Origin of the sequence: Thioalkalivibrio sulfidiphilus HL-EbGr7 (assembly GCF_000021985.1) — a bacterium.
GTDB classification, from domain to species: Bacteria; Pseudomonadota; Gammaproteobacteria; order Ectothiorhodospirales; family Ectothiorhodospiraceae; genus Thioalkalivibrio_A; species Thioalkalivibrio_A sulfidiphilus.
Genome location: NC_011901.1, coordinates 3261672 through 3283832, shown reverse-complemented (window position 1 = coordinate 3283832; position 22161 = coordinate 3261672). Strand labels below are relative to the sequence as shown.

The 22161-nt window shown below is 64.4% G+C and carries 20 protein-coding genes; 3 read left to right on the top strand and 17 right to left on the bottom strand.

The window, feature by feature from the left end:
* The first annotated feature begins 54 nt into the window (after positions 1–54).
* Both TGR7_RS15710 and TGR7_RS15705 read left to right on the top strand, forming a co-directional pair.
* Positions 55–1956, top strand: coding sequence for a DUF294 nucleotidyltransferase-like domain-containing protein (locus TGR7_RS15710; protein WP_012639662.1), 1902 nt, complete (start codon positions 55–57; stop codon positions 1954–1956).
* A 4-nt stretch (positions 1957–1960) separates the two neighbouring features.
* Positions 1961–2683 (top strand): 3'-5' exonuclease, encoded by a 723-nt coding sequence (locus TGR7_RS15705; protein WP_012639661.1) that lies wholly within the window; start codon positions 1961–1963, stop codon positions 2681–2683.
* Positions 2684–2873: 190 nt separating this feature from the next.
* On the opposite strand, the gene TGR7_RS15700 is transcribed toward TGR7_RS15705, so the two are convergent.
* The 6 genes from TGR7_RS15700 to speA form a co-directional block, all read right to left on the bottom strand.
* Complete coding sequence (locus TGR7_RS15700) at positions 2874–4538, bottom strand: BCCT family transporter (protein WP_012639660.1); 1665 nt, start codon at positions 4536–4538, stop codon at positions 2874–2876.
* Between the two features lie 33 nt (positions 4539–4571).
* A complete protein-coding gene (locus tag TGR7_RS15695; protein WP_012639659.1) occupies positions 4572–4994 on the bottom strand; it encodes a universal stress protein in 423 nt (140 codons plus the stop codon).
* A gap of 110 nt (positions 4995–5104) precedes the next feature.
* Positions 5105–6106 (bottom strand): porin, encoded by a 1002-nt coding sequence (locus TGR7_RS15690; RefSeq protein ID WP_012639658.1) that lies wholly within the window; start codon positions 6104–6106, stop codon positions 5105–5107.
* 378 nt (positions 6107–6484) lie between these two features.
* A complete protein-coding gene (locus TGR7_RS15685; protein ID WP_012639657.1) occupies positions 6485–6730 on the bottom strand; it encodes a YcgL domain-containing protein in 246 nt (81 codons plus the stop codon).
* A gap of 31 nt (positions 6731–6761) precedes the next feature.
* Positions 6762–7559, bottom strand: coding sequence for a hypothetical protein (locus TGR7_RS15680; protein ID WP_012639656.1), 798 nt, complete (start codon positions 7557–7559; stop codon positions 6762–6764).
* A 54-nt stretch (positions 7560–7613) separates the two neighbouring features.
* A complete protein-coding gene (gene speA, locus TGR7_RS15675; protein ID WP_012639655.1) occupies positions 7614–9497 on the bottom strand; it encodes a biosynthetic arginine decarboxylase in 1884 nt (627 codons plus the stop codon).
* Positions 9498–9606: 109 nt separating this feature from the next.
* On the opposite strand from speA, the gene speE reads away from it, so the two are divergent.
* Positions 9607–10458 carry a polyamine aminopropyltransferase gene (gene speE, locus TGR7_RS15670; RefSeq protein ID WP_012639654.1) on the top strand — a complete coding sequence of 284 codons (852 nt, stop codon included), beginning with the start codon at positions 9607–9609 and terminating at the stop codon, positions 10456–10458.
* Positions 10459–10639: 181 nt separating this feature from the next.
* Here the strand turns inward: speE and TGR7_RS15665 are convergent, their stop codons facing one another.
* From TGR7_RS15665 to urtA, 11 genes are all read right to left on the bottom strand, one after another.
* Entirely contained in the window at positions 10640–11446 is an 807-nt protein-coding gene (locus tag TGR7_RS15665) for an ABC transporter permease (protein ID WP_012639653.1), read from the bottom strand.
* Entirely contained in the window at positions 11443–12066 is a 624-nt protein-coding gene (locus TGR7_RS15660) for an ABC transporter ATP-binding protein (RefSeq protein ID WP_012639652.1), read from the bottom strand. Before TGR7_RS15660 ends, TGR7_RS15665 begins: the two co-directional genes overlap by 4 nt.
* Before the next feature lie 156 nt (positions 12067–12222).
* Positions 12223–13467, bottom strand: coding sequence for an ammonium transporter (locus TGR7_RS15655; protein ID WP_012639651.1), 1245 nt, complete (start codon positions 13465–13467; stop codon positions 12223–12225).
* A 39-nt stretch (positions 13468–13506) separates the two neighbouring features.
* Complete coding sequence (gene glnK / locus TGR7_RS15650) at positions 13507–13845, bottom strand: P-II family nitrogen regulator (RefSeq protein WP_012639650.1); 339 nt, start codon at positions 13843–13845, stop codon at positions 13507–13509.
* A 274-nt stretch (positions 13846–14119) separates the two neighbouring features.
* Positions 14120–15937, bottom strand: a complete 1818-nt coding sequence (locus tag TGR7_RS15645) for a nitric oxide reductase activation protein NorD (protein WP_012639649.1) — start codon at positions 15935–15937, stop codon at positions 14120–14122.
* A gap of 107 nt (positions 15938–16044) precedes the next feature.
* The gene (locus TGR7_RS15640; protein WP_012639648.1) at positions 16045–17088 is read right to left on the bottom strand and encodes an aliphatic amidase; all 1044 of its coding nucleotides are present in this window, start codon (positions 17086–17088) and stop codon (positions 16045–16047) included.
* Between the two features lie 164 nt (positions 17089–17252).
* A complete protein-coding gene (urtE, locus tag TGR7_RS15635) occupies positions 17253–17942 on the bottom strand; it encodes an urea ABC transporter ATP-binding subunit UrtE (RefSeq protein WP_012639647.1) in 690 nt (229 codons plus the stop codon).
* Positions 17943–17967: 25 nt separating this feature from the next.
* Complete coding sequence (gene urtD, locus TGR7_RS15630; RefSeq protein ID WP_012639646.1) at positions 17968–18714, bottom strand: urea ABC transporter ATP-binding protein UrtD; 747 nt, start codon at positions 18712–18714, stop codon at positions 17968–17970.
* On the bottom strand, positions 18711–19859 hold the full coding sequence (gene urtC / locus TGR7_RS15625) for an urea ABC transporter permease subunit UrtC (RefSeq protein WP_012639645.1): 1149 nt from the start codon (positions 19857–19859) through the stop codon (positions 18711–18713). The genes urtD and urtC overlap by 4 nt, the downstream gene beginning before the upstream one ends.
* A gap of 27 nt (positions 19860–19886) precedes the next feature.
* On the bottom strand, positions 19887–20810 hold the full coding sequence (gene urtB / locus TGR7_RS15620) for an urea ABC transporter permease subunit UrtB (protein WP_012639644.1): 924 nt from the start codon (positions 20808–20810) through the stop codon (positions 19887–19889).
* Between the two features lie 89 nt (positions 20811–20899).
* Complete coding sequence (urtA, locus tag TGR7_RS15615) at positions 20900–22150, bottom strand: urea ABC transporter substrate-binding protein (RefSeq protein WP_012639643.1); 1251 nt, start codon at positions 22148–22150, stop codon at positions 20900–20902.
* Positions 22151–22161 lie beyond the last annotated feature (11 nt).

Genomic DNA, 22161 nt, shown 5'->3' with positions numbered 1-22161 from the left:
CCTTCGACCTCTGTCTCGGCAGGTATCCATTCTCAACCGAAAAGCGCATTGACCATGGAAGCAGAAGTCAGGGAAATACGTGAACACATGGGGCGGTTTCCGCCTTTCGACACCCTGAGTGATGAGCTGCTGGACGAAGTGGCCGCCTCGGTGGAGATCGCCTATCACAAGGCGGGGTCGAGCATCTTCGCCCATGGCGATGCCATCCATGCCTTGCCCTACATCCGCAGTGGCGCGGTGGAGGTCTACCGGCACAGCGGCGAACTGTACAACCGTCTCGGCGAGGGGGACATCTTCGGCCAGTTCGGTCTGCTGCGTAACCGGCGGGTGCGCTTCCCGGTCAAGGCCATCGAAGATACCTTGCTCTACCTGATCCCGGAGGCGGTGTTCGATCGCCTCTGCAACGAGGACGATCAATTTGCCGATTTCGTAGAGCTTTCCGGGTCTCGGCTGCAGAGCACCGTGGAGCAGACGGCACGCAGCAATGACCTGATGGTGACACGGGTGCGCCGTCTGATCTCACGCCTGCCGGTGATGATCCATGAGTCCGCCACCGTCCAGGAGGCGGCACGTCTGATGACAGAGCAGGATGTTTCGTCCGTGCTGCTCATCGCACCCGCGATTAGTGATGATTCAGAACGGGTGTTCGCCGATGCGGAAGGACGTCACTGGCAGTTGGCCGGCATGGTGACCGACAAGGATCTGAGGGAACGCATCGTCGCCCGGGGTGCGCCGCCGGATACGCCGCTCAGCGCCATCAGCCACGGGCAGCTGATCACCATCCAATCCGACGAGTCGGTCTACGAGGCCATGCTCGCCATGTTGCGCAACAACATCCAGCGACTGCCCGTATTGCACCGGCGGCGCCCCGTGGGCGTGGTGCACCTGGCGGACATCGTGCGTTACGAGACCAACAGCAGCGCCTACCTGGTCAGCAATATTTTCAATCGGACCTCGGTGAAGGGGCTGGCGCGCCTGGTGCCGGATATCCGCGCTGCGTTCGTGCGCCTGGTGGACGAGGGCGCCACATCACAGATGATCGGCAACGCCATGTCCACCATCGGGCGCAGCCTGATGCGCCGCCTGGTGGAGTTGGCCGAGGAAGAGCTGGGTCCGCCACCGGTGCCCTACTGTTTCATGGTGCACGGCTCTCTGGCACGCAATGACCAGTCGGTCACCACGGACCAGGACAATGCCCTGGTGCTGCATGACGACTTCGACCCGAAGCGCCATGACGGTTACTTCAAGGCCCTGGCGCAAAGGGTCAGCGACGGGCTGGATGCCTGCGCTTACCCCTATTGCAAGGGCGGCATCATGGCTACAAATGACCCCTGGCGTCAGCCCCTGTCGCAGTGGAAGCGCTACTTCGAGGAATGGATCGCGCAACCCGATCCGCAGCGGTTGCTGCACAGCTCCATCTTCTTTGATCTGGATGCCGTGTACGGCGAGGAGCGCTTCGTGGAGGTCCTGCAGGAGCTGATCTCGACCCGGGCCCGGCAGAGCCCGAAGTTCCTTGCCGCCCTGGCGCGCAACGCCTTGAGCCGCACGCCGCCACTGGGCCTGTTCCGTACCTTCGTGCTGGAGCAGGACGGCAAACAGAACAACACCATCAACATCAAACGTCGCGGTGTGGCGCCCATGAACGATGTGATCCGGGTCCATGCCCTGGCCGCCGGCTCACGCAGGCAGAATGCCTTCGAACGACTGGATGATATCGATCAGGCCGGCCTGTTGCCCGCGGGACAAACGGACAAGCTGCGCTATGCCCTGGAGTTCATGTCCATCATGCGTCTGCGACACCAGGCCTATGAGGTCAAGCACGACCAGCCTGCCGACAACGCCATCGATCCTGAGCGGGTATCTCCCCTGGAGCGGCACAATCTGAAGGAGGCCTTCCAGGTGCTGAGCAATGCTCAGAAGTTCCTGCGCTTTCGTTACCCCAGCCCGACCCGCTGACACCATGTCCGGCGAGACAGGCAATGGGCAGGACCTGCCCACCTGGCAGGAATACTTCTCCCGGCAGAGCCAGGCCTGCCGGGATCCTGCGCTGCGCCGTTTCTATGCCGCCGGGCTGCCGTCCGAGGAGACACCCATTGGCGAGGTGCCCCTGGCGGCCCTGGACCTGGAGACCACGGGCATGGACGCCGAGCGGGATGTGATCGTGAGTATCGGCATCGTGCCCTTCGATCTGCGCCGCATTCGACCCGCAGAGGGGTATTACTGGGTCGTGAAGCCACCACGTCCCCTCTCGGAGGCCTCCATCAAGTTTCATCGCATCACTCATTCGGAGGTTGCCGCTGCGCCGGATCTGGACGCCGTGCTCGATGAAGTCCTGGCAGCGCTTGCGGGCCGCGTGGTGGTGGTGCATTACCGGGCGATCGAGCGGCCGTTCATGGACGCCGCCGTGATGCGGCGCCGGGGAGAGCGCTGTTTGTTCCCCGTCATCGACACCATGTCTCTGGAGGCCCGGCAGCAGCGCGGTGGGCTCATGCAACGCATCAAGGGCTTTTTCGGGGTCCGACCGCCTTCCATTCGTCTGGCCGACAGTCGCGCCCGCTATGGGTTGCCCGCCTATTCATCCCATCACGCCAAGGTGGATGCCATGGCCACGGCAGAACTGTTCCTGGCCCAGGTGGCCAGGCACTACGGCCCGGACAGCCCTTTATCGAAGCTTTGGGTTTAACCCGTATAGGACACCGGCGGGAACAGACAGCCATGCTGAGCTTGCCGGACGTTTCAACGTATTCCACGCATATTTCAGCCTGTTGCGCGCCCGCCGGTGTCCGAGCGGTGAGATATGCGGGGTAGTGTGGAGATATCGGATAAAAGAAAGGCGGCCGAAGCCGCCTTTCCGGGAAGCCCCAGAGCCCGGGTCAGCTAGGCCTGGGCTCCGACATCAATCCCTTGACGATGGCGAAACACCCCACCAGCAGGACCAGGGTGAAGGGCAGGCCCGCGGAGACCGCCACCGCCTGCAGGGCGGCCAGGCCGCCGCCCAGCAGCAGGGCGATGGCGATGGCCCCCTCGATCACGCCCCAGAATACGCGCTGGGGTTTGGGTGCGTCGATCTTGCCGCCGGCGGTGATGGTGTCGATCACCAGGGAGCCGGAGTCCGAGGAGGTGATGAAGAACACCAGCACCAGGATGATGGCGACAAAGGAGGTGATCTCGGCGAGGGGAAGTTGACTTAGCACCATGAACAGCTGCAGCGGCAGGTCTGCGGAGGCGGCGGCCTCGAAGCCCTGCTGGAGCTGACGGATGGCGGTCCCGCCGAAGGCCGTCATCCAGAACACGGACACGGCGGAAGGGATCAGCAGCACCGAGATCAGGAACTCCCTCACCGTGCGGCCGCGGCTCACGCGGGCGATGAACATGCCCACGAAGGGTGACCAGCTGATCCACCAGGCCCAGTAGAAGGTGGTCCAGCCCTGGCTGAAGTTGGCGTCGTCACGGGCAAAGGGATTGGACAGGAACGGCAGTTCCATCAGGTAGCTGCCCAGGTTGCTGATGAAGCCGGTGGCGATCAGCAGGGTGGGTCCGAAGATCACCACGAACATCAGCAGCAGGAAGGCCAGCACCATGTTGATCTCGGACAGGCGCTTCACGCCCTTGTCCACGCCGGCCACGATGGAGATCACCGCCACGGCGGTGATGCCGGTGATCAGCAGCACCAGTGTGATGTTGCCGCCGTCGATGCCGAACAGGTGTTCCAGTCCGGCGGATGCCTGCTGCGCGCCGATACCCAGTGACGTGGCCAGGCCGAACAGGGTGGCGAACACCGCGAGGATGTCGATGACGTGCCCCGGCCACCCCCAGATCCGCTCGCCCAGCAGGGGGTAGAAGATCGAGCGGATGGTCAGGGGCAGCCCCTTGTTGTAGGCGAAGATGGCCAGGGACAGGGCCACGATGGCGTAGATCGCCCAGGGATGCAGGCCCCAGTGGAAGATGGTCGCGGCCATGCCGAGACGCGCGGCCGCCGCTGGATCGCCCGCGGCTGCGCCCAGGGGCGCCCAGTCGGTGCGGATGCCGTCCTCGCCGACGCTGGTCCCGCCCAGGGCGGTGCCGTAATGGGACAGGGGTTCGGACACGCCGAAGAACATCAGGCCAATGCCCATGCCCGCGGCAAACAGCATGGAGAACCACGACAACCGCGAGAAGTCCGGTGTCGCCTTGTCACCGCCGATACGAATGCGCCCCAGGGGCGAGATGATCAGAAACAGACACAGCAGCACAAAGATGTTGGCCGACAGCAGCATGAACCAGGTCATGTTGCTGTTGATCCAGTTCTTCATGCCGTCGAAGACGGCGGTGGCCTGCTCGGGCAGGGCCAGGGTAAGCACCACGAAGGCGATGATCACCAGGGCGGAGATGGCGAAAACCGCGCCGTGGATATCGATGTTCACGCCCAGCGGACTGGCCTGGTAGTTGTCCTGGCCGATCTGGTAATCGGTGTCGATCAGGTTGGCGGCACCCTCCGGTGCGGGCACGCCGACAGACTGGTTCGGATTCTCCGGGGATTTGTCAGTTTTGTTGTCCACGAGAGGCTCCCTTGAGTTGGATTGGGTCAGGCATTACGCGTCCGGGCGGACGAGGAAGATGGATGCCCGGGTGTGTGAAGCAACCTTGCTGCCGTTGGCGGGCATCACGGCGTCCAGGTGCTTGGGCAGGTGGGTCGCCATCACCACCAGGTCGGCGCCGGTGTCCTCGATGGCCTTGACCAGGATGTTGTCCAGATCGGTCACCGGGTCGTGGCTGTTGTAGACGCGGACGTCGGGAACATGTCCGTTGTCCGGGGCATGCCCGTCCGCGAAGGTCTTGAGCTTCTGCTCATATTCCTCCGGAGTTCGAGCCACGGAACTGGGTTGCGAGGTGGTGACGCCGACGTAACACAGTTCGGCCTGGTAATGCCGTGCCAGGTCAGCAGCGACGGTGAGTGATTTCTCCAGCGCATCCAGGTGCGCAAGATCCACCGGTACCATGATCTTATTGAACATGAACGGGGCTCCTCTTCCGGTTCAGAGATGGTGGGCGTTTGCGCGAAGCGGGGCGCAGGCGGGCAAGGGCATTGTCATGGCTTCACCCTCGCCCCTCCTCACGCAGGAGATCAGAAGTCGTAGCGCACGCCCGCGGCAAGCACCTGTCCGCCGCTGGCGGCCCAGGCGGTTTCATTGAGGCCACCGCGCTTTTCGGTGATGGCGGCGGTCTCTTCCTCGTAGTAGTACTCAGCGAATAATTTCAGCTGGTCGTTGAGCTGGTGGTCCACCCCCAGATGCACGATGCCCTCGCCGTAGTTGTCCACGTTGGCCAGCATGAGCTTGAAGGTGTTCTTGCCCAGGGTGTAACCGGCGTAGAGGTTCACGGCGCTGTCGCCATCTGCACCGTAGCCGCTGTCGATGTCGCTGTCATGGACCTCGTACTTGGCGCCGATGTAGAGGTCGCCGATGGTGTGCATGAGAGATACACCCCAGATGCGTGAATTGGAATCTCCCCCCCAATCGTCGAGGCCCGCGGCGAGGGTGGTGTCGCCGAAGCTGTAGCTGGCGGTGAGCTGGTAGCGGTCATCACCGTCGGCGCCATTGCTGTCGCTCCAGGCAGCGGCTACCGAGAAGCCGCCGAAGCTCGGGCTGTAGTAGGCGATGGTATCGCCCAGGCGGAAGCTGGTGAAGGTGGCAAAGCCGCTGTAGTACGTGCTGAACATATCCACCGGGTAGGCGATGGCGTTGTAGTAGGGCATCCACATCTGCCCGTAGGCGAAGGTGCCGAAATCACCGCGCAGACCGATCTGGCCGACACGGATGTCCAGGTCCTGATCCCAGGGGTCCTGTACCGCCTTGTTGGCCAGGTCCAGGGGCAGTTCCAGCTGACCGAACAGTTCCACGTTCTCGCTCAGCGCGTAGTCGGCGTTGAAGCCGATCCGGGAGTAGGCGTCGCGCACGCCAGTGTAGGAATCCAGCGCCGAGGTGTCGTCGGGCTGTACGGATTCCGCGTGTACCCGGGCAGAACCGTAGAAGTCGAAGTTGATGTCATCGGCGTTGGCGGCCATGGGCGCGGCGAGGGCCAGGACCGCGGTACCGGCAATCAGGGCATTGTTATGCTTCACAGGCATGTCCTCATCGACAGAAACAAGGAATCAAAGAAAAACCACATTGACGAGTCTGCGCGGGTCCAAAACGGGTCTTGTGTTTATGGCCGCCACGGGGCGGATATGTTTTTATGCAAGGCCATTGGGAGTGGCCCTGTAGGCGGGATTGTCACGGCGGGTGCCGATAACCCCGGTGGAATCCGACCGGGTCGGAGCGACTTGGAAAACCAGAGGTCAAAGGTGGCTGCGCCCTGTTTAGGGGCATTCACCGGTGTATGAGTGATGTTTCGTTAAGACTATAACGACGCACTTGTGGGGGTCAAAAAGTCCGCGGCTGACACCGGCTTTGGTGGGCGGTCTGGACCGCCCGAACGGTCCGGACTCGACTTGTTGAAACGAGGCTTACAGCGGCCGTTCGTTCTGCGGCGGCATCTGCAGGTGAAAGCCCCGCTCGCGCAGGCTGGCGAGCACGGACTCGGGGTCTTCCTGGGCCAGGGTTCGCTCCGGGGTGAGTTCGAATTCCAGGGTAAATTCCGGTGTGCCGAACACCTGCTTGAGCGGCGCGGGAATGACCTCGAAGTCGTCCTTCCTGGCCAGGTAGATGTAGGTGTCCGGCTTGCGGCGGCTTTTGTAGACGTAGACCTGCATGATGCTGCGTGCTTCCTGAGTGTCGTGTGGCTTACCAGTCCAGCGGCGGCTGTTCCTCGGCCGGCGGCGGGGTGTCGCTGTCGGGCGGGGCGAAGATGATGTCCGGTTCGCCCTCGGGTGTCGGCTCCGGCTCGGGTTCGGGGATGCGCGGCCGGGCGCCCGCCACGTCCCAGACCTCGATGGATTGCAGGTCGCGGATGCGGTATTCGAAGCTGATGGTGCCCTGGGCGGTGCGCTGGGACAGGAACAGGGTCGGGCCGGTCACGCTGGTGAGCAGGCCTTCGCGGGTGGCGCCGGGGCTGATGGTCAGGCGCATGTGTTCGCCCACCAGACGGGTCAGTTCCTCCCGATGCGCCTCGCGCCAGGCCCGGCTGACTGCCGGGGCCCGCTCAACGCGGAAACTGCCGGCGGGGGGCAGGGGCTGGATGTCCACGGGGGCGTAGGGGTTGTCCTCCACCATCACCAGGGGCTGGCCGGTCTCGGCCTCGATGCGCCGCACCAGCTCCTCGTTGGGGACTTCCACCTCCCAGAAGCGCTGCACCGGCATGGGGATGTCGACCTCGATCCCCACCTTCGCCAGCTGGCGTTCCAGGGTCTGTTCGGCGCCGCCGTAGAGGGTGACGGCAGTGACCATCAGGCCGAGGATGCTGAGGATGAAGCCGAAGCGCGCCTTGCGCCAGTAGAGCACCACGAAGGCCAGGGAGACCACGGGGATCAGGGTGATGACGCCCCAGGCGAATTCCCGGTGAAAGCCGGCGCGCACCACCAGCAGATAGCCCAGCAGGATACCCCCGAGCCCCACCAGCAGTGCCGTGTCCATGATGCCCATGTGCGCCCTCCCCGTGTCGCGACAGGCTTGAGTATACCCGCGAAGGAGGGCGGATCACTCCTCCAGGTAGGTATATCCCGACAGACCGTGCTCCAGTTCCGCCAGGATGCGCCGGCCCCGGTCCTGGTCGAGCCCCGCGGCAGCCACCTTCTGGCGGTAGGCGACGGCCAGGGACTCGGGGTCGAAGTGCACGTAGCGCAGCAGTTCGTCCACGGTATCGCCCCGTTCCGGATGTTCCAGCCGGTAGCCGCCGTCGGCCTCCAGGGCCACGTTGATGGAGTCGGTGTCGCCGAACAGGTTGTGCAGGTCGCCCAGGATCTCCTGGTAGGCGCCCACCAGGAAGATGCCCAGCAGGTAGGGTTCGCCTTCGCGCAGCGGGTGCAGGGGCAGGCTGGTGTCGGTGCCGCCGGCCTCCACGTAGCGGTCCACGTGGCCGTCGGAGTCGCAGGTCAGGTCCTGCAGTACAGCGCGCTGGCCGGGGGCCTCATCCAGGCGGTGCAGGGGCATGATGGGAAAGATCTGGTCGATGGCCCAGACGTCCGGGATGGACTGGAACACGGAGAAGTTGCAGAAGTACTTGTCCGCCAGCTTCTCGGTGATCTCGTGACGGATCTCCGCCGGCAGGCGCAGGGAGGCATCGCCCACCAGCCGGCGGCAGGTGGCCGCGTACAGGGTCTCGGCCCGGGCCCGCTGGGCCAGGTCCAGCACCCCGTGGGTGTACATGGCCTGGGCCTCGGAAAGCCAATGGGCCATGTCGTGGTAGACCTCGGTGGGGGCGACACCCTCGGCGTTCTCGTAGAGCTGCCACATGTCCTGCAGGATCAGGGGCTCGTCCCCGGCGGGCGGCGAGAGGTCGCCCTGCTCGGGGGCGCGCTCGGTGTCGATGACGTTGGTCACCAGCACCGCGTGGTGGGCGGTGAGCGCGCGGCCGGACTCGGTGAAGATCTGCGGGTGGGGCAGGTCGTACTCGCGGCAGGTGTTCATGATGCCGCGCACGATGTTGTTGGCGTACTCCTGCAGGCTGTAGTTCATGGAGCAGTCGTTGCGCGAGCGGCTGCCCTCGTAGTCCACCCCCAGGCCGCCGCCGGCATCCACCACCTGGATGTCCGCGCCCAGGCGGCGCAGCTCGGCGTAGAAGCGCCCGGCCTCGCCCATGCCCGCCTGGATGTCGCGGATGTTGGCGATCTGGGAGCCCATGTGAAAGTGCAGCAGCTGCATGCAGTCCAGCATGTCGGCATCCCGCAGGCGCTCCAGGAGCTTGAGGGACTGGCTGGCGGAGAGCCCGAACTTGGCCTTCTCGCCGCCGGTGTTCTGCCACTTGCCCTTGCCGATGGAGGCCAGGCGCACGCGCATGCCCAGCATGGGGCGCACGCCCAGATCCCGGGCCGCCTCCATGACGCCGTCCAGCTCCGAGGGCTTCTCGATGACGATGTAGACCCGGTGGCCCAGCAGCCGGCCGATCAGGGCCAGGCGCAGGTACTCCCGGTCCTTGTAGCCATTGCACACGATCACGCCGCCGGGGCGCGAGAGTGCCAGCACCGCCATCAGCTCCGGCTTGCTGCCCGCCTCCAGGCCCACCCGGTCGCCGCCGGCCTCGAGGATCTGCTCCACCACGGAGCGCTGCTGGTTCACCTTGATGGGGTAGACGGCGGTGTAGTTGCCGGTAAAGCCGGTCTCGGCCCGTGCGTTGTCGAAGGCCTGACGCAGGCGGTGCACCCGGTCGGTGAGGATGTCCTGGAAGCGGATCAGCACCGGCAGGCTTGACTGGCCGGATTCCCGCAGGGACTGGGCCAGTTCAAAGAGGTCCACCCCCGGGTGCTCGGGCCGCTCCGGCACCCGCAGGCACACCCGGCCCCGGTCGTTGATATGGAAGTAGCCGCCGTTCCAGTTGCCGATGTTGTAGAGGGCGCGGGCTTGGTCCAGGGTCCAGGCGGTCATGGGCGTTCCTGTGGATTACGAGGGATGTCCGGCGGATGGTCGGACATGGACATGAAGTTTGCTTGCTTTATCATACTGCCTCCACCCATCCCGTTGGGAGCCCGACCCCATGTCACTGGACAACACCTGGTTCACCGAGATCCATCAGGACACGGCCTTCTCGCTGCGCATGAAGGAAAAGCTGCACGAGGAACAGACGCCGTTCCAGAAGATCGAGATCTACGAGACCGAGGGCTTCGGCACCCTGATGGTGATCGACGGCTGCGTGATGCTCACCGACCGGGACAACTTCATCTACCACGAGATGATGTCCCACCCGGTGTTGTATTCCCATTCTGATCCCAAGAACGTGCTGATCATCGGCGGCGGCGACTGCGGCACCCTGCGCGAGGTGCTCAAGCACCCCGAGGTGAAGTCCGCCACCCAGGTGGACATCGACGAGCGGGTAACCCGCCTCGCAGAAAAATATTTCCCGGAGCTGTGCGATTCCAACGACGATCCGCGGGCGAAGCTCCTGTTCGACGATGGCATCAAGTACGTGCAGGACGCAGCACCCGGCTCGCTTGACGTGATCATCATCGACAGCACCGATCCGGTGGGCCCGGCGGAAGGCCTGTTCTCCACCGCCTTCTACAGGGACTGCATCAAGGCCCTGGGCCCCGGCGGCCTGCTGGTACAGCAGAGCGAGTCGCCCCTGCTGCACACCGATTCCATCATCAAGCCCATGCACGACAGCCTGCGTGCCGCCGGTTTCCTGGACACCCTCGCCCTGCACTTCCCCCAGTGCAGCTACCCCTCCGGCTGGTGGACCGCCACCATGGCCTGCAAGGACATGCCCGTGACCTTCCTGCGCGAAGCGCAGGCGGAAGACAAGCCCTTCGAGACCCACTACTACAACGCCGCCATCCAGCGCGCCGCCATTGCCTGCCCGGAGTTCTTCCGCAAGAAGCTGTACGGGTAAGGTTCAAGGGATTGCCGCAGAGGCGCGGAGAAAATCTTTTTTGACAGGATTTACATGATTAACGGGATTTGAAAAAGCCGGCCTGACCGGTGTTGGTATTACATCATGTCAATCATGTTAATCCTGTCCGATCCTTTCAGTTCTCCGCGCCTCCGCGTCTCTGCGGCAGACGTTCATATCCTTACTTCCCCCGCCCCGGCTTGAGGCGATCCAGCCGCAGCCGCTGACGGTCGTCGAACAGCCGCTTCGAGCCGAGCCAGACCGCGCCCAGGGTGCCGAAGCCGGTGCCGGCGGTGATCAGGAACATGATCAGGATCTGGTATTTCACCGCCTCCATGGGCGGGGTGCCGGCCAGGATCTGGCCGGTCATCATGCCGGGCAGGCTGACGATGCCCGCCGCGGCCATGGCGTTGATGATGGGCATCAGGCCGCTGCGCGCCGCGTCGCGGCGGATCTGGCCGATGGATTCACTCCAGCCATGTCCCATCATGAGACGCGCCTCGATCACCCGGCGCTGCTGCCAGGCGGTCTGGGTGAGGCGATCCAAGCCTAAGGCGATCCCGGTCATGGTGTTGCCCAGCAGCATGCCCAGTAGCGGGATGGCGTACTGGGGTTCCCACCAGGGGCTCGGGCCGATCATGGTGGTGAGCGCCAGTACCGTGACCGCGAAGGCGGAGACGAACATGGCCGAGGTGCCGATGCCGTAGCCCCACCATCCGGAGAAGCGCCGGCCCTGACGGGCCATCACCTCATAGCCGGCCACGGAAAGCATGATCAGCGCGAGGCCCGCCACCCAGTAGAGCTGGGCGTTCTCGAACAGGGTCTTGAGCACCAGGCCGATGAGCAGCAGCTGAATGACGGTGCGTGCGCCGGAGATCAGCAGGCTGCGGGACAGGCCCATGCCGATGCGCGCGGTCAGCGCGGCCAGCGCCACCACCAGGGCAGCGGCGAGGGACAGGTCCCAGGGCGAGAGGGCGATCACGTTCATGGCGTATCTTCCCGCATGCGGCCCGCCTCCATGACCAGGGAGCGCCCGCCCAGACGCTGGCGCTGGATCGGGTCGTGGCTGACCCACAGGGCGCAGGCACCGTGGTCGGAGACGTACTCGCGCACCATGCGCTCCACCTTGCGGCTGTTGGCGGGGTCTAGATTGGCGGTGGGTTCGTCCAGCAGCAGCACCCGGGGCCGGTTCTCCAGCAGTCGGATCAGCGCCAGGCGCTGGCGCTCGCCGCTGGAGAGCCGCTCCACCTCCCAGTTGCGCACCTCCGGCTCGAAGCCCAGGGCCTTGAGCCGGCTGTCGTCGCAGTCCGTGCTGAAATGCAGGCCCACTCGTTCCTCCCACCACAGGGGTTCGGCCGCCAGGTAGGCCACCTGGCGGCGCCAGTCGGTGGGCGCGATGCGGGCGCGCTCGATGCCGTCCAGGATCACCTCGCCTTCATTGGGATCGAGATCGGCCAGGGCGCGCAGCAGCAGGGTCTTGCCGGCGCCGGATTCGCCGGAGAGCCGGCAGATCTCGCCGGCCAGCAAGCGGAAGTCCACCGGGCCCACGTGGGCGGTGCGCAGGCCGCGGACCTCGAGCACGGTCTGGGAAGCGGGCAGGTTGTCCAAGTTCGGTCTCGTTGATTGCCAGTGCGCGCATCATACCGCACACGGGGCAGTTTTCTTTTTCTCTTGTACTCAAGCCCTGTTCGCCTGCGCAAAAAAAAACGGGCGCCGAAGCGCCCGTCAAGGTTAACCAACTTGTGTGAGAGTTGGCCGGGGGAGTTACTTGTTGGTGAACTCCGGGTAGGCCTCGAGGCCGCACTCGGACTGGTCCACACCCTCGTATTCCTCTTCCGCGCTGATGCGGATACCCATCAGGGCCTTGAGGATGCCCCAGACGATCAGGCTGGCGATGAAGACGAAGGCGAAGATGGCCACGATACCGATCAGCTGGGTCACGAAGCTGGCATCCGGGTTGGACAGCAGCACCGCGAACACGCCCCAGATACCGGCCGTGCCGTGCACGGAGATGGCACCGACGGGGTCGTCGATCTTCAGCTTGTCCAGACCGATGATGGAGAACACCACGATCACGCCACCGATGGCGCCGATGATGGTGGCCAGCAGCGGGCTGGGCATCAGGGGCTCGGCGGTGATGGAGACCAGGCCGGCCAGGGCGCCGTTCAGGCCCATGGTCAGATCGGTCTTGCCGTACATCAGGCGGGTGGTGATCAGGGCGGCCATCACGCCACCGGCAGCGGCCAGGTTGGTGTTGGTGAACACCTGGGCCACGGCGTTGGCGGACTCGATGTCGGAGACCTTGAGCTCGGAACCGCCGTTGAAGCCGAACCAGCCCATCCACAGGATGAAGGTACCCAGGGTGGCCAGCGGCAGGTTGGAGCCAGGGATGGCGTTCACCTCGCCGTTGGGGCCGTACTTGCCCTTACGAGCGCCGAGCAGCAGCACGCCGGCCAGGGCCGCGACCGCACCGGTCATGTGCACGATGCCGGAACCGGCGTAGTCGGAGTAGCCGATCTCGGACAGCCAGCCGCCGCCCCAGCTCCAGAAGCCCTGCATCGGGTAGATGATGCCGGTCATGAACACCGCGAAGGCCAGGAAGGCCCACAGCTTCATGCGCTCGGCCACGGCGCCGGAGACGATGGACATGGCGGTGGCCACGAACACCACCTGGAAGAAGAAGTCGGACATGTTGGAGTAGTAGATATCACCACCACTGCCCATCACGTCTTCCACGGAGTTGTCACCACCGATGAAGAAGCTCAGACCGGGGATGACGGAGTTGAGGCCATCGCCGTACATGATGTTGTAACCGATGAACATGTACATGATGCAGGCCAGGGAATACAGGGAGATGTTCTTGATCAGGATCTCCACCGTGCTCTTGGTGCGGACCAGGCCGGCCTCCAGCATGGAGAAACCTGCGGCCATCCACATGACCAGCGCGCCGGATACCAGGAAGTAGAAGGTATCCAGTGCGTAGGCGACTTCAATGACTTGACTTTCCACTTGTGCGTCCTCCGCTAACGGTTGTCAGCTTGGTGTTATTTACAGAGCGTCGGTGCCGGACTCGCCGGTACGGATGCGGATGGCCTGTTCCAGCGGGAAGACGAAGATCTTGCCGTCACCGATCTTGCCGGTGTTGGCCGACTTGGTGATGGCCTCGATGACCTGGTCCACCATGCCGTCGTCCACGGCCACTTCGAGCTTCACCTTGGGCAGGAAATCCACCACGTACTCGGCGCCCCGATACAGTTCCGTATGACCCTTCTGCCGGCCGAAGCCCTTGACCTCCGTGACGGTGATGCCCTGAACCCCAATCTCGGAGAGGGACTCACGCACATCGTCGAGCTTGAACGGCTTGATGATTGCAGTGACTAGTTTCATTGCGTTTGCTCCTGAGCGTTGCTCAACCAACGGGGTTGTTCCCCCTCGGGGTGTGACAAAGCAAGGGGTGTGCCACCGGTCACAAAAGCCCTGAAAGCCCGTTCGGACGGGCTTTGCGCGGGCTGCCAGTGTCCGGGCCGGCAGGTTTTCGGGCAGCGCATGCACCATGTTGGTGCCTGTGACCCAAGGTGGGGCGCGTGCTTGGGGCATCCGGCAGTTGAACGAGGCGGTCCGGGGCGTGGCATGCCCCGGGATCGCGCACGATGCGACTGATTCAGGCCTGCCGCACCAGGGACAGGTAGAGTTCCGGCAGCCTGCGCGGCAGCTGGGAGAGCGTCCTCACCCCCGAGACGTGATGCGCGCCGAAGATCCAGGCCGCCCGGGCATCGTCCCGGGGCTCCAGGTTCAGGCAATGCACCGCCAGCCCGCGGGCACGCTGGTCGCGCACCGCCTCGCGGGCATCGTGGGTGAGGTGCTCGGGGTCGTGCACGTCGATGTCCGAGGGTTCGCCATCGGAGATGACCAGCAGCAGGGGGTGTTCGGCGCCCAGCCCCGCGAGCCGGTCGCCGGCATGGCGCAGGGCCGCGCCGAGGCGTGTGGATCCGGCCACCTGCAGCGCAGCCAGGCGCCCCCGGGACAGGGCATCGTGGGGCCGGTCGAAATCCTTGAAGCGCCGATAGTTCACCCGGTGGCGCGTATCGGACTGGAAGCCGTGGATGGCGAAGCGGTGACCCGCCAGGTGCAGGGTCTCGGCCAGCAGCAGGGCCGCGTCCCGGGCCAGTTCAAACAAGGGCGTTCCGGCGGTGGTGACGGGGCGGGCCAGGGACACGGACAGGTCCAGCAGCACCAGCACCGTGGGACCATGTCCCTCGCCGTTGACGCGGCGGTGGTAGACGCGGGGGTCGGGCTCGTCGCCCATGCGGCGACGGATCACGGCGCGCACCACGGCGTCCAGGTCCAGTTCGTCGCCGTCCTGCTGGGCGCGGGCGATGTGCCAGGCCCGCAGTCGCCAGGTATCGATCTGGCGTCGCAGCTGTCGCAGGGTCTGGCGATGCCTGGCCAGCAGTGCCTTGGCGGGCAGGCTATGGGGGTAGGGGGCATCGTTGACCCGGCACCAGTCCGCCCGGTAGCGCGCCATGCGGTGGTGCCATTCCGGATAAAGGGTCTCGACACCGGATTCCTGATGCTCGCTCTGATCGCGGCGAAAGCGCAGCGCCGCAGGCGCGCCGGACTGCCTTAGGCGCAGGCCCTGGTCCTCGCCCGTGGGGGCATCGGCATCCGCCAGTCGCAGCTGGATGCCCCGGTCTGCCTCTTCGAGCCGCGCCCCCCCGCGGGTGTCCGTGTCGACGCCCGCCGGCTGATTCGCATCGGGCGCCTCCAGTTCCTTGCTGCTGTCAAACAGGTGGCGGTTGTCATCCCGGTAAGGCGCCACCCTGGGCCATTCGCGGCTGTGGGCAGAGAGGCGCATCTGGCCCAGGTCGTTGGCGAGCGCCAGGCCCAGGTCACGGGAGATGCCGGGGTCGCGCCAGCGGGGCTGCAGGTCGAGAAAACAGGCAACCGCCTTCTGTACCAGCGGGTGGCTGTCCTGGATCTCGCTGTGCACACCGCTCACGGCCCACAGCAGGGCACGGGACATGCGCACCATGAGACCGGGCAGGTCGGATGCCTCATCGGCGGGGCCGTGACAGCGACGCCAGAGCCGGCCCAGACCGGGCAGCTCGTGCACGGCCAGGGCTTCCACCCGGGCATCCTCGACCAGGGAGATCATCAGTTGCTGGCGCAGGTTGAGCGCCTTGGCTTCAAAGCTCGGCGAGCCATAGGCCCGGTGGGCGGCGGCGTGGGCGGCCGCTGCCCGGTAGAGCAGTTCGGGGGAAGGGGAGTCGGCGGGGATCAGGGTGCCCAGGGAGAGCACATCATCCTGGAGCGATGGGGCCGGCCAGGCGGCGCCATCCTGTGCGCCGGCCGGCGAGATCGCCAGGTCGAGTGCCCAGAGGGCGCGCACGTAGAGTTCAAGCCGGCGTGTATGGGGTTCCAGGTCGGAGGGGGGATCACCCGCACTGGGCTCCGCTGGCCGGACGTGGTTGGTGAGCATCGTTCAGTTCACGGGCCCGGACGGTGAGGGGTGAGGCGACAGGCGTGAGGGGTGATGAGCGAAACAGTTGGCTCACCAGACACCTCACGCCTGAAACCTCGCCCTACTTAACGGTGCCCGCTGGGCGTTTCCTCGTTGGGGATGCCCTCGATGGGGCATTCGGCAGTGCCGACGGTCTTGCGGGTGATGGCCTCCACCTGTTCCTTGGCGGCGTCCGGTGAGGTGATCCAGGTGCGGTAGAACTCGTAGGGGCATTCCGCCACGCCCTGGTCGCCCTCGCCGGAGTTGATCTTGCCGGTGTAGCCCCGGTGCAGCAGCTTGAACAGGTGGTTCTGGGACTGGGCGTTCTTGCGGAAATCCCGGATCTGGGACACGGACAGTTCCGCGTATTGGATGCCGTAGTCCTCCTCGCCGCATTCGCCCAGGGTGCGGCCGTCGAAGCCGATGATGGCGGAGTGGCCGAAATAGGAATACACGCCGTCAAAGCCGGTGGCGTTGGCCACGGCCACGTAGGTGTTGTTCATCCAGGCCATGGCCTTGGAGACGATCACCTGCTGGTCCTTGGAGGGGTACATGTAGCCCTGGCAGCGCACCACCAGTTCGGCGCCGCGCATGGTGCAGTCGCGCCAGATCTCCGGGTAGTTGCCGTCGTCGCAGATGATCAGGCTGATCTTCAGACCCTTGGGGCCTTCGGAGACGTAGGTGCAGTCGCCAGGGTACCAGCCTTCCACCGGGCACCAGGGCATGATCTTGCGGTACTTCTGCACGATCTCACCCTTGTCGTTCATCAGGATCAGGGTGTTGTAAGGGGCCTTGTTGGGGTGATCCTCGTGCTGCTCTCCGGTCAGGGAGAATACGCCCCAGGTCTTGGCGCGCCGGCAGGCGTCGGCAAAGATCTCGGTCTCGTCGCCGGGGATGGTGGAGGCGGTGTCGTACATCTCCTTGGCGTCGTACATGATGCCGTGGGTGCTGTACTCGGGGAAGATCACCAGGTCCATGCCGGGCAGGCCCTGTTTCATGCCTACGATCATGTCGGCGATCTTGCGTGCGTTGTCCAGCACTTCTGCGCGGGTGTGCAGGCGCGGCATCTTGTAGTTGACGACCGCGACGCCGACGCAATCCTTGCTGGAAGAAATGTCACCGTGACGCATGTGGGTTACTCCTCATGTCTTGTATGAATGTGAAGCCGATCGGGATGATTCAAAGGCCTTTTGCCGCAGAGACGCAGGGACGCAGAGCAATAAATCAGAAGAAAAGCTTCAAGGTCTGATGCCTCTGCGTCTCAGCGTCTCTGCGGCAAATCCTTCGACATCGTTTAGACCGACAGGTAACGGCTGATCATGGCCTCGTCGCAGTTCTCCCGGGCCACCTCGTGGACGATCTTCCCGGACTCGATGACCAGCAGCCGGTCGGCGATCTCCATGGTGAAGCTCAGGATCTGCTCGGAGACGATGATGGTGATCTCGCGCATCTTGCGGATCTCGTTCAGCGTCTTTGCGATCTCCTTGATCACCGAGGGCTGGATGCCCTCGGTGGGCTCATCCAGGAGCAGGACCTTGGGGTTGGAGACCAGGGCCCGGGCGATGGCCAGCTGCTGCTGCTGGCCACCGGAGAGGTTGCCGCCCTTGCGGTGGCGCATCTCGTGCAGCACCGGAAACAGGGCATAGATCTCGTCGGGGATGCGCTTGTTCTTCACCGTCTCCAGGCCGGACTCGATGTTCTCGGTCACCGTGAGGTTGGGGAAGATCATGCGACCCTGGGGCACGAAGGCCAGGCCCGAGGCCACGCGCTTGTGGCTCGGCATCTTGACCACCTCGGCGCCGTCCACCTTGATGGAGCCGTCGTTGGCCTGAAGGATGCCGATCAGGGACTTGAACAGGGTGGTCTTGCCCATGCCGTTGCGTCCCATGATGGCCAGGGTTTCGTTGCGGGCCGCCTGGATGTCGAGGCCATGGATGACCTCGCTCTGTCCGTAGGCCACGCGCAAACCGGATACTTGCAACATGTGGTTGTCCTCTTGGAGTTCGGTCTCAGTGGCCCAGGTAGACCTCGATCACGCGCGGGTCATTCTGTACGGTCTTCATATCACCCTCGGCCAGGATCTTGCCCTGGTGCAGCACGGTGACCTTGTGGGCGATGGCCTCGACGAATTTCATGTCGTGCTCGATCACGATCACCGAGCGGCCCTTGGCGATGCGGTTGAGCAGTTCGGCGGTCTGTTCGCGTTCGCGCACGCTCATGCCGGCCACGGGTTCGTCGAGCATCAGCAGTTCAGGGTCCTGGATCAGCAGCATGCCGATCTCAAGCCACTGCTTCTGGCCGTGACTCAGCAGGCCTGCCTCGGTGTCCAGCAGATCGGTGAGAAAGATGGACTCCGCCACTTCCTCGATCTTGCGTTTCACCTCGGCGGTGCGCTTGAAGAACAGGGCACCGAGCACGTGCTTGCCCTGGGGGTAGGAGACCTCCAGGTTTTCCCAAACGGTCAGGGCATCGTAGATCGAGGGGGTCTGGAATTTACGCCCCACCCCCGCCCAGACGATGCGGTGTTCCGGCAGCTTGGTCAGCTCCTGGCCCTTGAACTTGATGGACCCGGAGGTGGCCTTGGTCTTGCCGCAGATCAGGTCCAGCAGGGTGGTCTTGCCCGCGCCGTTGGGGCCGATCACCACCCGCAGTTCCTTGTGGTCCACGTAGAAGTTCAGGTCGGAGACCGCCTTGAATCCGTCGAAGGAGACGGTCAGGTCCTCGATCGCCAGCAGGTAGTCGGTGTTGGTGCTCACTGGCTTGCCTCCGTGGATTCAGTGGATGCCTTGGTGGGTGCGGTCTTCGGCTTGGCGAACCGGGACAGCACACCGTCGATATGCTTCTTGACGTACTTGTTGTACAGGCCGGCCAGGCCGTAGGGGGCGAACATCACCACCGCGATGAACACGCCGCCGATGACGAACAGCCAGAGCTGCGGATAGGCCTCGGCCACCGTGGTGCGCAGGTAGGAGACGATGAGCGCACCGTACACGGCACCCAGGAGCGAGAGTCGTCCGCCCACCGCGGCGAAGATCACGAACTCGATGGAGGGTACGATGCCGATGATGGACGGGGACATGAAGCCTACCTGCAGGGTGAACATGGCCCCGCCGATACCGGACAACAGGGCGGCGACGCAGAACACGAACACCTTGAAGTTGGCCACGTCGTAGCCCGAGAAGCGCACCCGGTCCTCACGGTCACGCATGGCGATGAGGATGCGGCCGTACTTGGTGGACAGGATCCACATGCCCAGCAGCACCGCGCCGATCAGCAGGAACGCGTTGACGTAGTAGAGGATGAACAGCGCCTCGTCTGTGCGGATGTCCCAGCCCTTGAGGGTGCGCAGGTCGGTGATGCCGTTGACGCCGCCGGTGAGACCCTGCTGACCGATGATCAGGATGGTCAGGATCACCACGATGGCCTGGGTGATGATGGCGAAGTACACGCCGCTCACCCGGCGCTTGAACATGGCGGTGCCGATGATCCAGGCGAACAGGGCCGGCAGTACCAGGATGGCGATGATGGTGAAGGTGAGGCTGTAGAAGGGCTCCCAGAACCAGGGCAGCGAGGTGATCTGGTTCCAGTCCATGAAGTCCGGGATGCCCGGGGTGGTCTGGATGGAGGTGCTCTCCGGGTCCGAGGCCTCGAGCTTCAGGAACATGGCCATGGCGTAGCCGCCGATGCCGAAGAAGATGCCCTGGCCCAGGCTCAGCACGCCACCGTAGCCCCAGGACAGCACCAGGCCCACGGCGACGAAGGCGAAGGCCAGGAACCGTCCGGCCAGGTTCAGCTGGTCGATGTCCATGAGCGTCGGCAGCACCACCAGGATCAGCGCGGCCATGATCAGCACACCGCCCAGTCCCCGCTTGCCCAGAATCAGACTCAGTACGTTAGTCATGACGAATGTCTCCAGAGAGGGCGCGCCTTAGCGGCGCACCTTGCTCGCGAACAGGCCTTCCGGACGCAGCATCAGGATCACGATGACGGCCAGGAGGATGGATACCTTGGCCATGGAGGCCCCCAGGAAGAACTCCAGCAGGGACTGGCCCTGGGCGATCACGAAGGCCGAGGCCACCGTGCCGAGGAGGCTCGCCGCGCCACCGAAGACCACCACCAGGAAGGTGTCGACGATGTAGAGCGTGCCGCTGGTCGGGCCCGTGGAGGAGATGGTGGTGAAGGCCGCGCCGGCGATGCCGGCGATGCCGCATCCGACGGCGAAGGTGATGCGGTCCACCCACTTGGTGTTGATGCCCACCGCGCCGCTCATCTCGCGGCTGGCCATGGTGCAGCGCACCCGCAGGCCCCAGCGGGACTTGAACATGAACCAGAACACCGCGATGGTGACGAACAGGGTGAGCACCATGATGCTCATGCCGTTGATCGGAATGTCGATCATGGGCGTGGGCTGCCAGGAGCCCTGCAGCCAGTCAGGCAGTCGCGGACTGACTTCGCGCGCGCCGAAGGTGGAGCGGAAGATCTGCTGCATGATCAGCGCCAGGCCCCAGGTGGCCAGCAGCGTGTCCAGGGGGCGGTGATAGAGATGACGGATCATCACCACCTCGATGAACAGCCCCACCAGGAAGGCGGCAATGAAGGCCAGCGGGATGGCAAGGAAGATGTAGTAATCGATCGCCCAGGGTGCGTGGGTCGCAACCAGGCTTGAAATCATGTAGGTGGTGTAGGCGCCGATGACCATGAATTCGCCATGGGCCATGTTGATGACGCGCATCTGACCGTAAATGATGGCCAGACCGAGGGCCATCAGCAGCAGCACGCTGAAGAAGCTCAGTCCGGCGAACCCCTGCATGGCGGCAATGGCCATCAGGTCCTGTGCTGAGAAGTCGCCCATGTGTGTGATTCCTTAGGGATGTGGAAGGAGTTGCCCTTGGGTAAGGGCGGGTGCCCTGCAATCTTCCTGGGCACCCGCGCCTATGCCTGTTACTGGTAACCCTCGGGGAACGGGTTGGGCTCGATCAGATCCGACTCGAACACCACGTCCGCCTGACCGTCGCGGCGCCACTTGCCGATGCGAGTCTTGCTCCACAGGTGGTGATTCTCGTGGACCTTCACGTAGCCTTCCGGCGCCGTGGTCAGCTCGATGCCCGGGGAGGCGGCGGTGACCTTGGCCACGTCGAAGCTGCCGGCCCGCTCCACGGCGTCCTTCCACAGCCAGGGACCGAGGTAGGCGGCCTGGGTCACGTCGCCGATCACGCTGTCGCTGCCCCAGCGTTCCTTGAAGGCCTTCACGAAGGCGATGTTGTTTTCGTTGTCCAGGCTCTGGAAGTACTTCATGGAGGAGTAGAAGCCCTCCACGTTCTCGCCGCCGATGCCCAGCACTTCGTCCTCGGTGGTGGCCAGGGACAGCAGGGTGGTGTTGCCGCCGTTGAGGCCCGCGGAATTGAGCTGACGGAAGAAGGCCACGTTACTGCCACCCACCACAGCGCCGAAGATGGCATCGGGACGACGCAGGCGGATGCGGTTGATGTTGGAACCGAACGAGGTATGGCCCAGGGGCGCGTAGTCCTCGCCCACCACGGTGCCGCCCAGCTTCTGCTCGATGTGGATGCGGGCGATCTTCATGGAGGTGCGCGGCCAGATGTAGTCGGAGCCGATCAGGTAGAAGGTCTTGGCACCCTTCTCCTTGGCCAGCCAGTCGAGGCTCGCGAGGATCTGCTGGGTGGCCTCCTGGCCGGTGTAGATGACGTTGGGGGACTGTTCCAGGCCTTCGTAGAAGGTGGGGTAGTAGAGCAGGCCGTTCTCGCGCTCCAGCACCGGCAGCACGGCCTTGCGGGAGGCGGAGGTCCAGCAGCCCATGATCGAGGCCACCTTGTCCTGGCGCAGCAGCTTGCGGGCGCGCTGGGCGAAGGTGGGCCAGTCACTGGCGCCGTCCTCGACGATGATCTCGATCTTGCGGCCCAGGATGCCGCCCATGGCATTGATCTGCTCGATGGCGAGGGTCTCCGCTTCCACGGAGCCGGTCTCACTGATGGCCATGGTGCCGGTGAGGGAGTGCAGGATGCCCACCTTCACGGTGTCGTCAGTGACGGCGAGGCCGGTGGTGTTGATTGCGGACGTGGCAGGCTTGCCGAATGCCACAGGCGCGCTCATCACGCCGCCGGCGGCGAGCGGCAGGCCCATCATGGTCTTGAGCATCTGGCGACGGGTAAATGGTTTCTTGATATCAGCCATGGGTAAACACC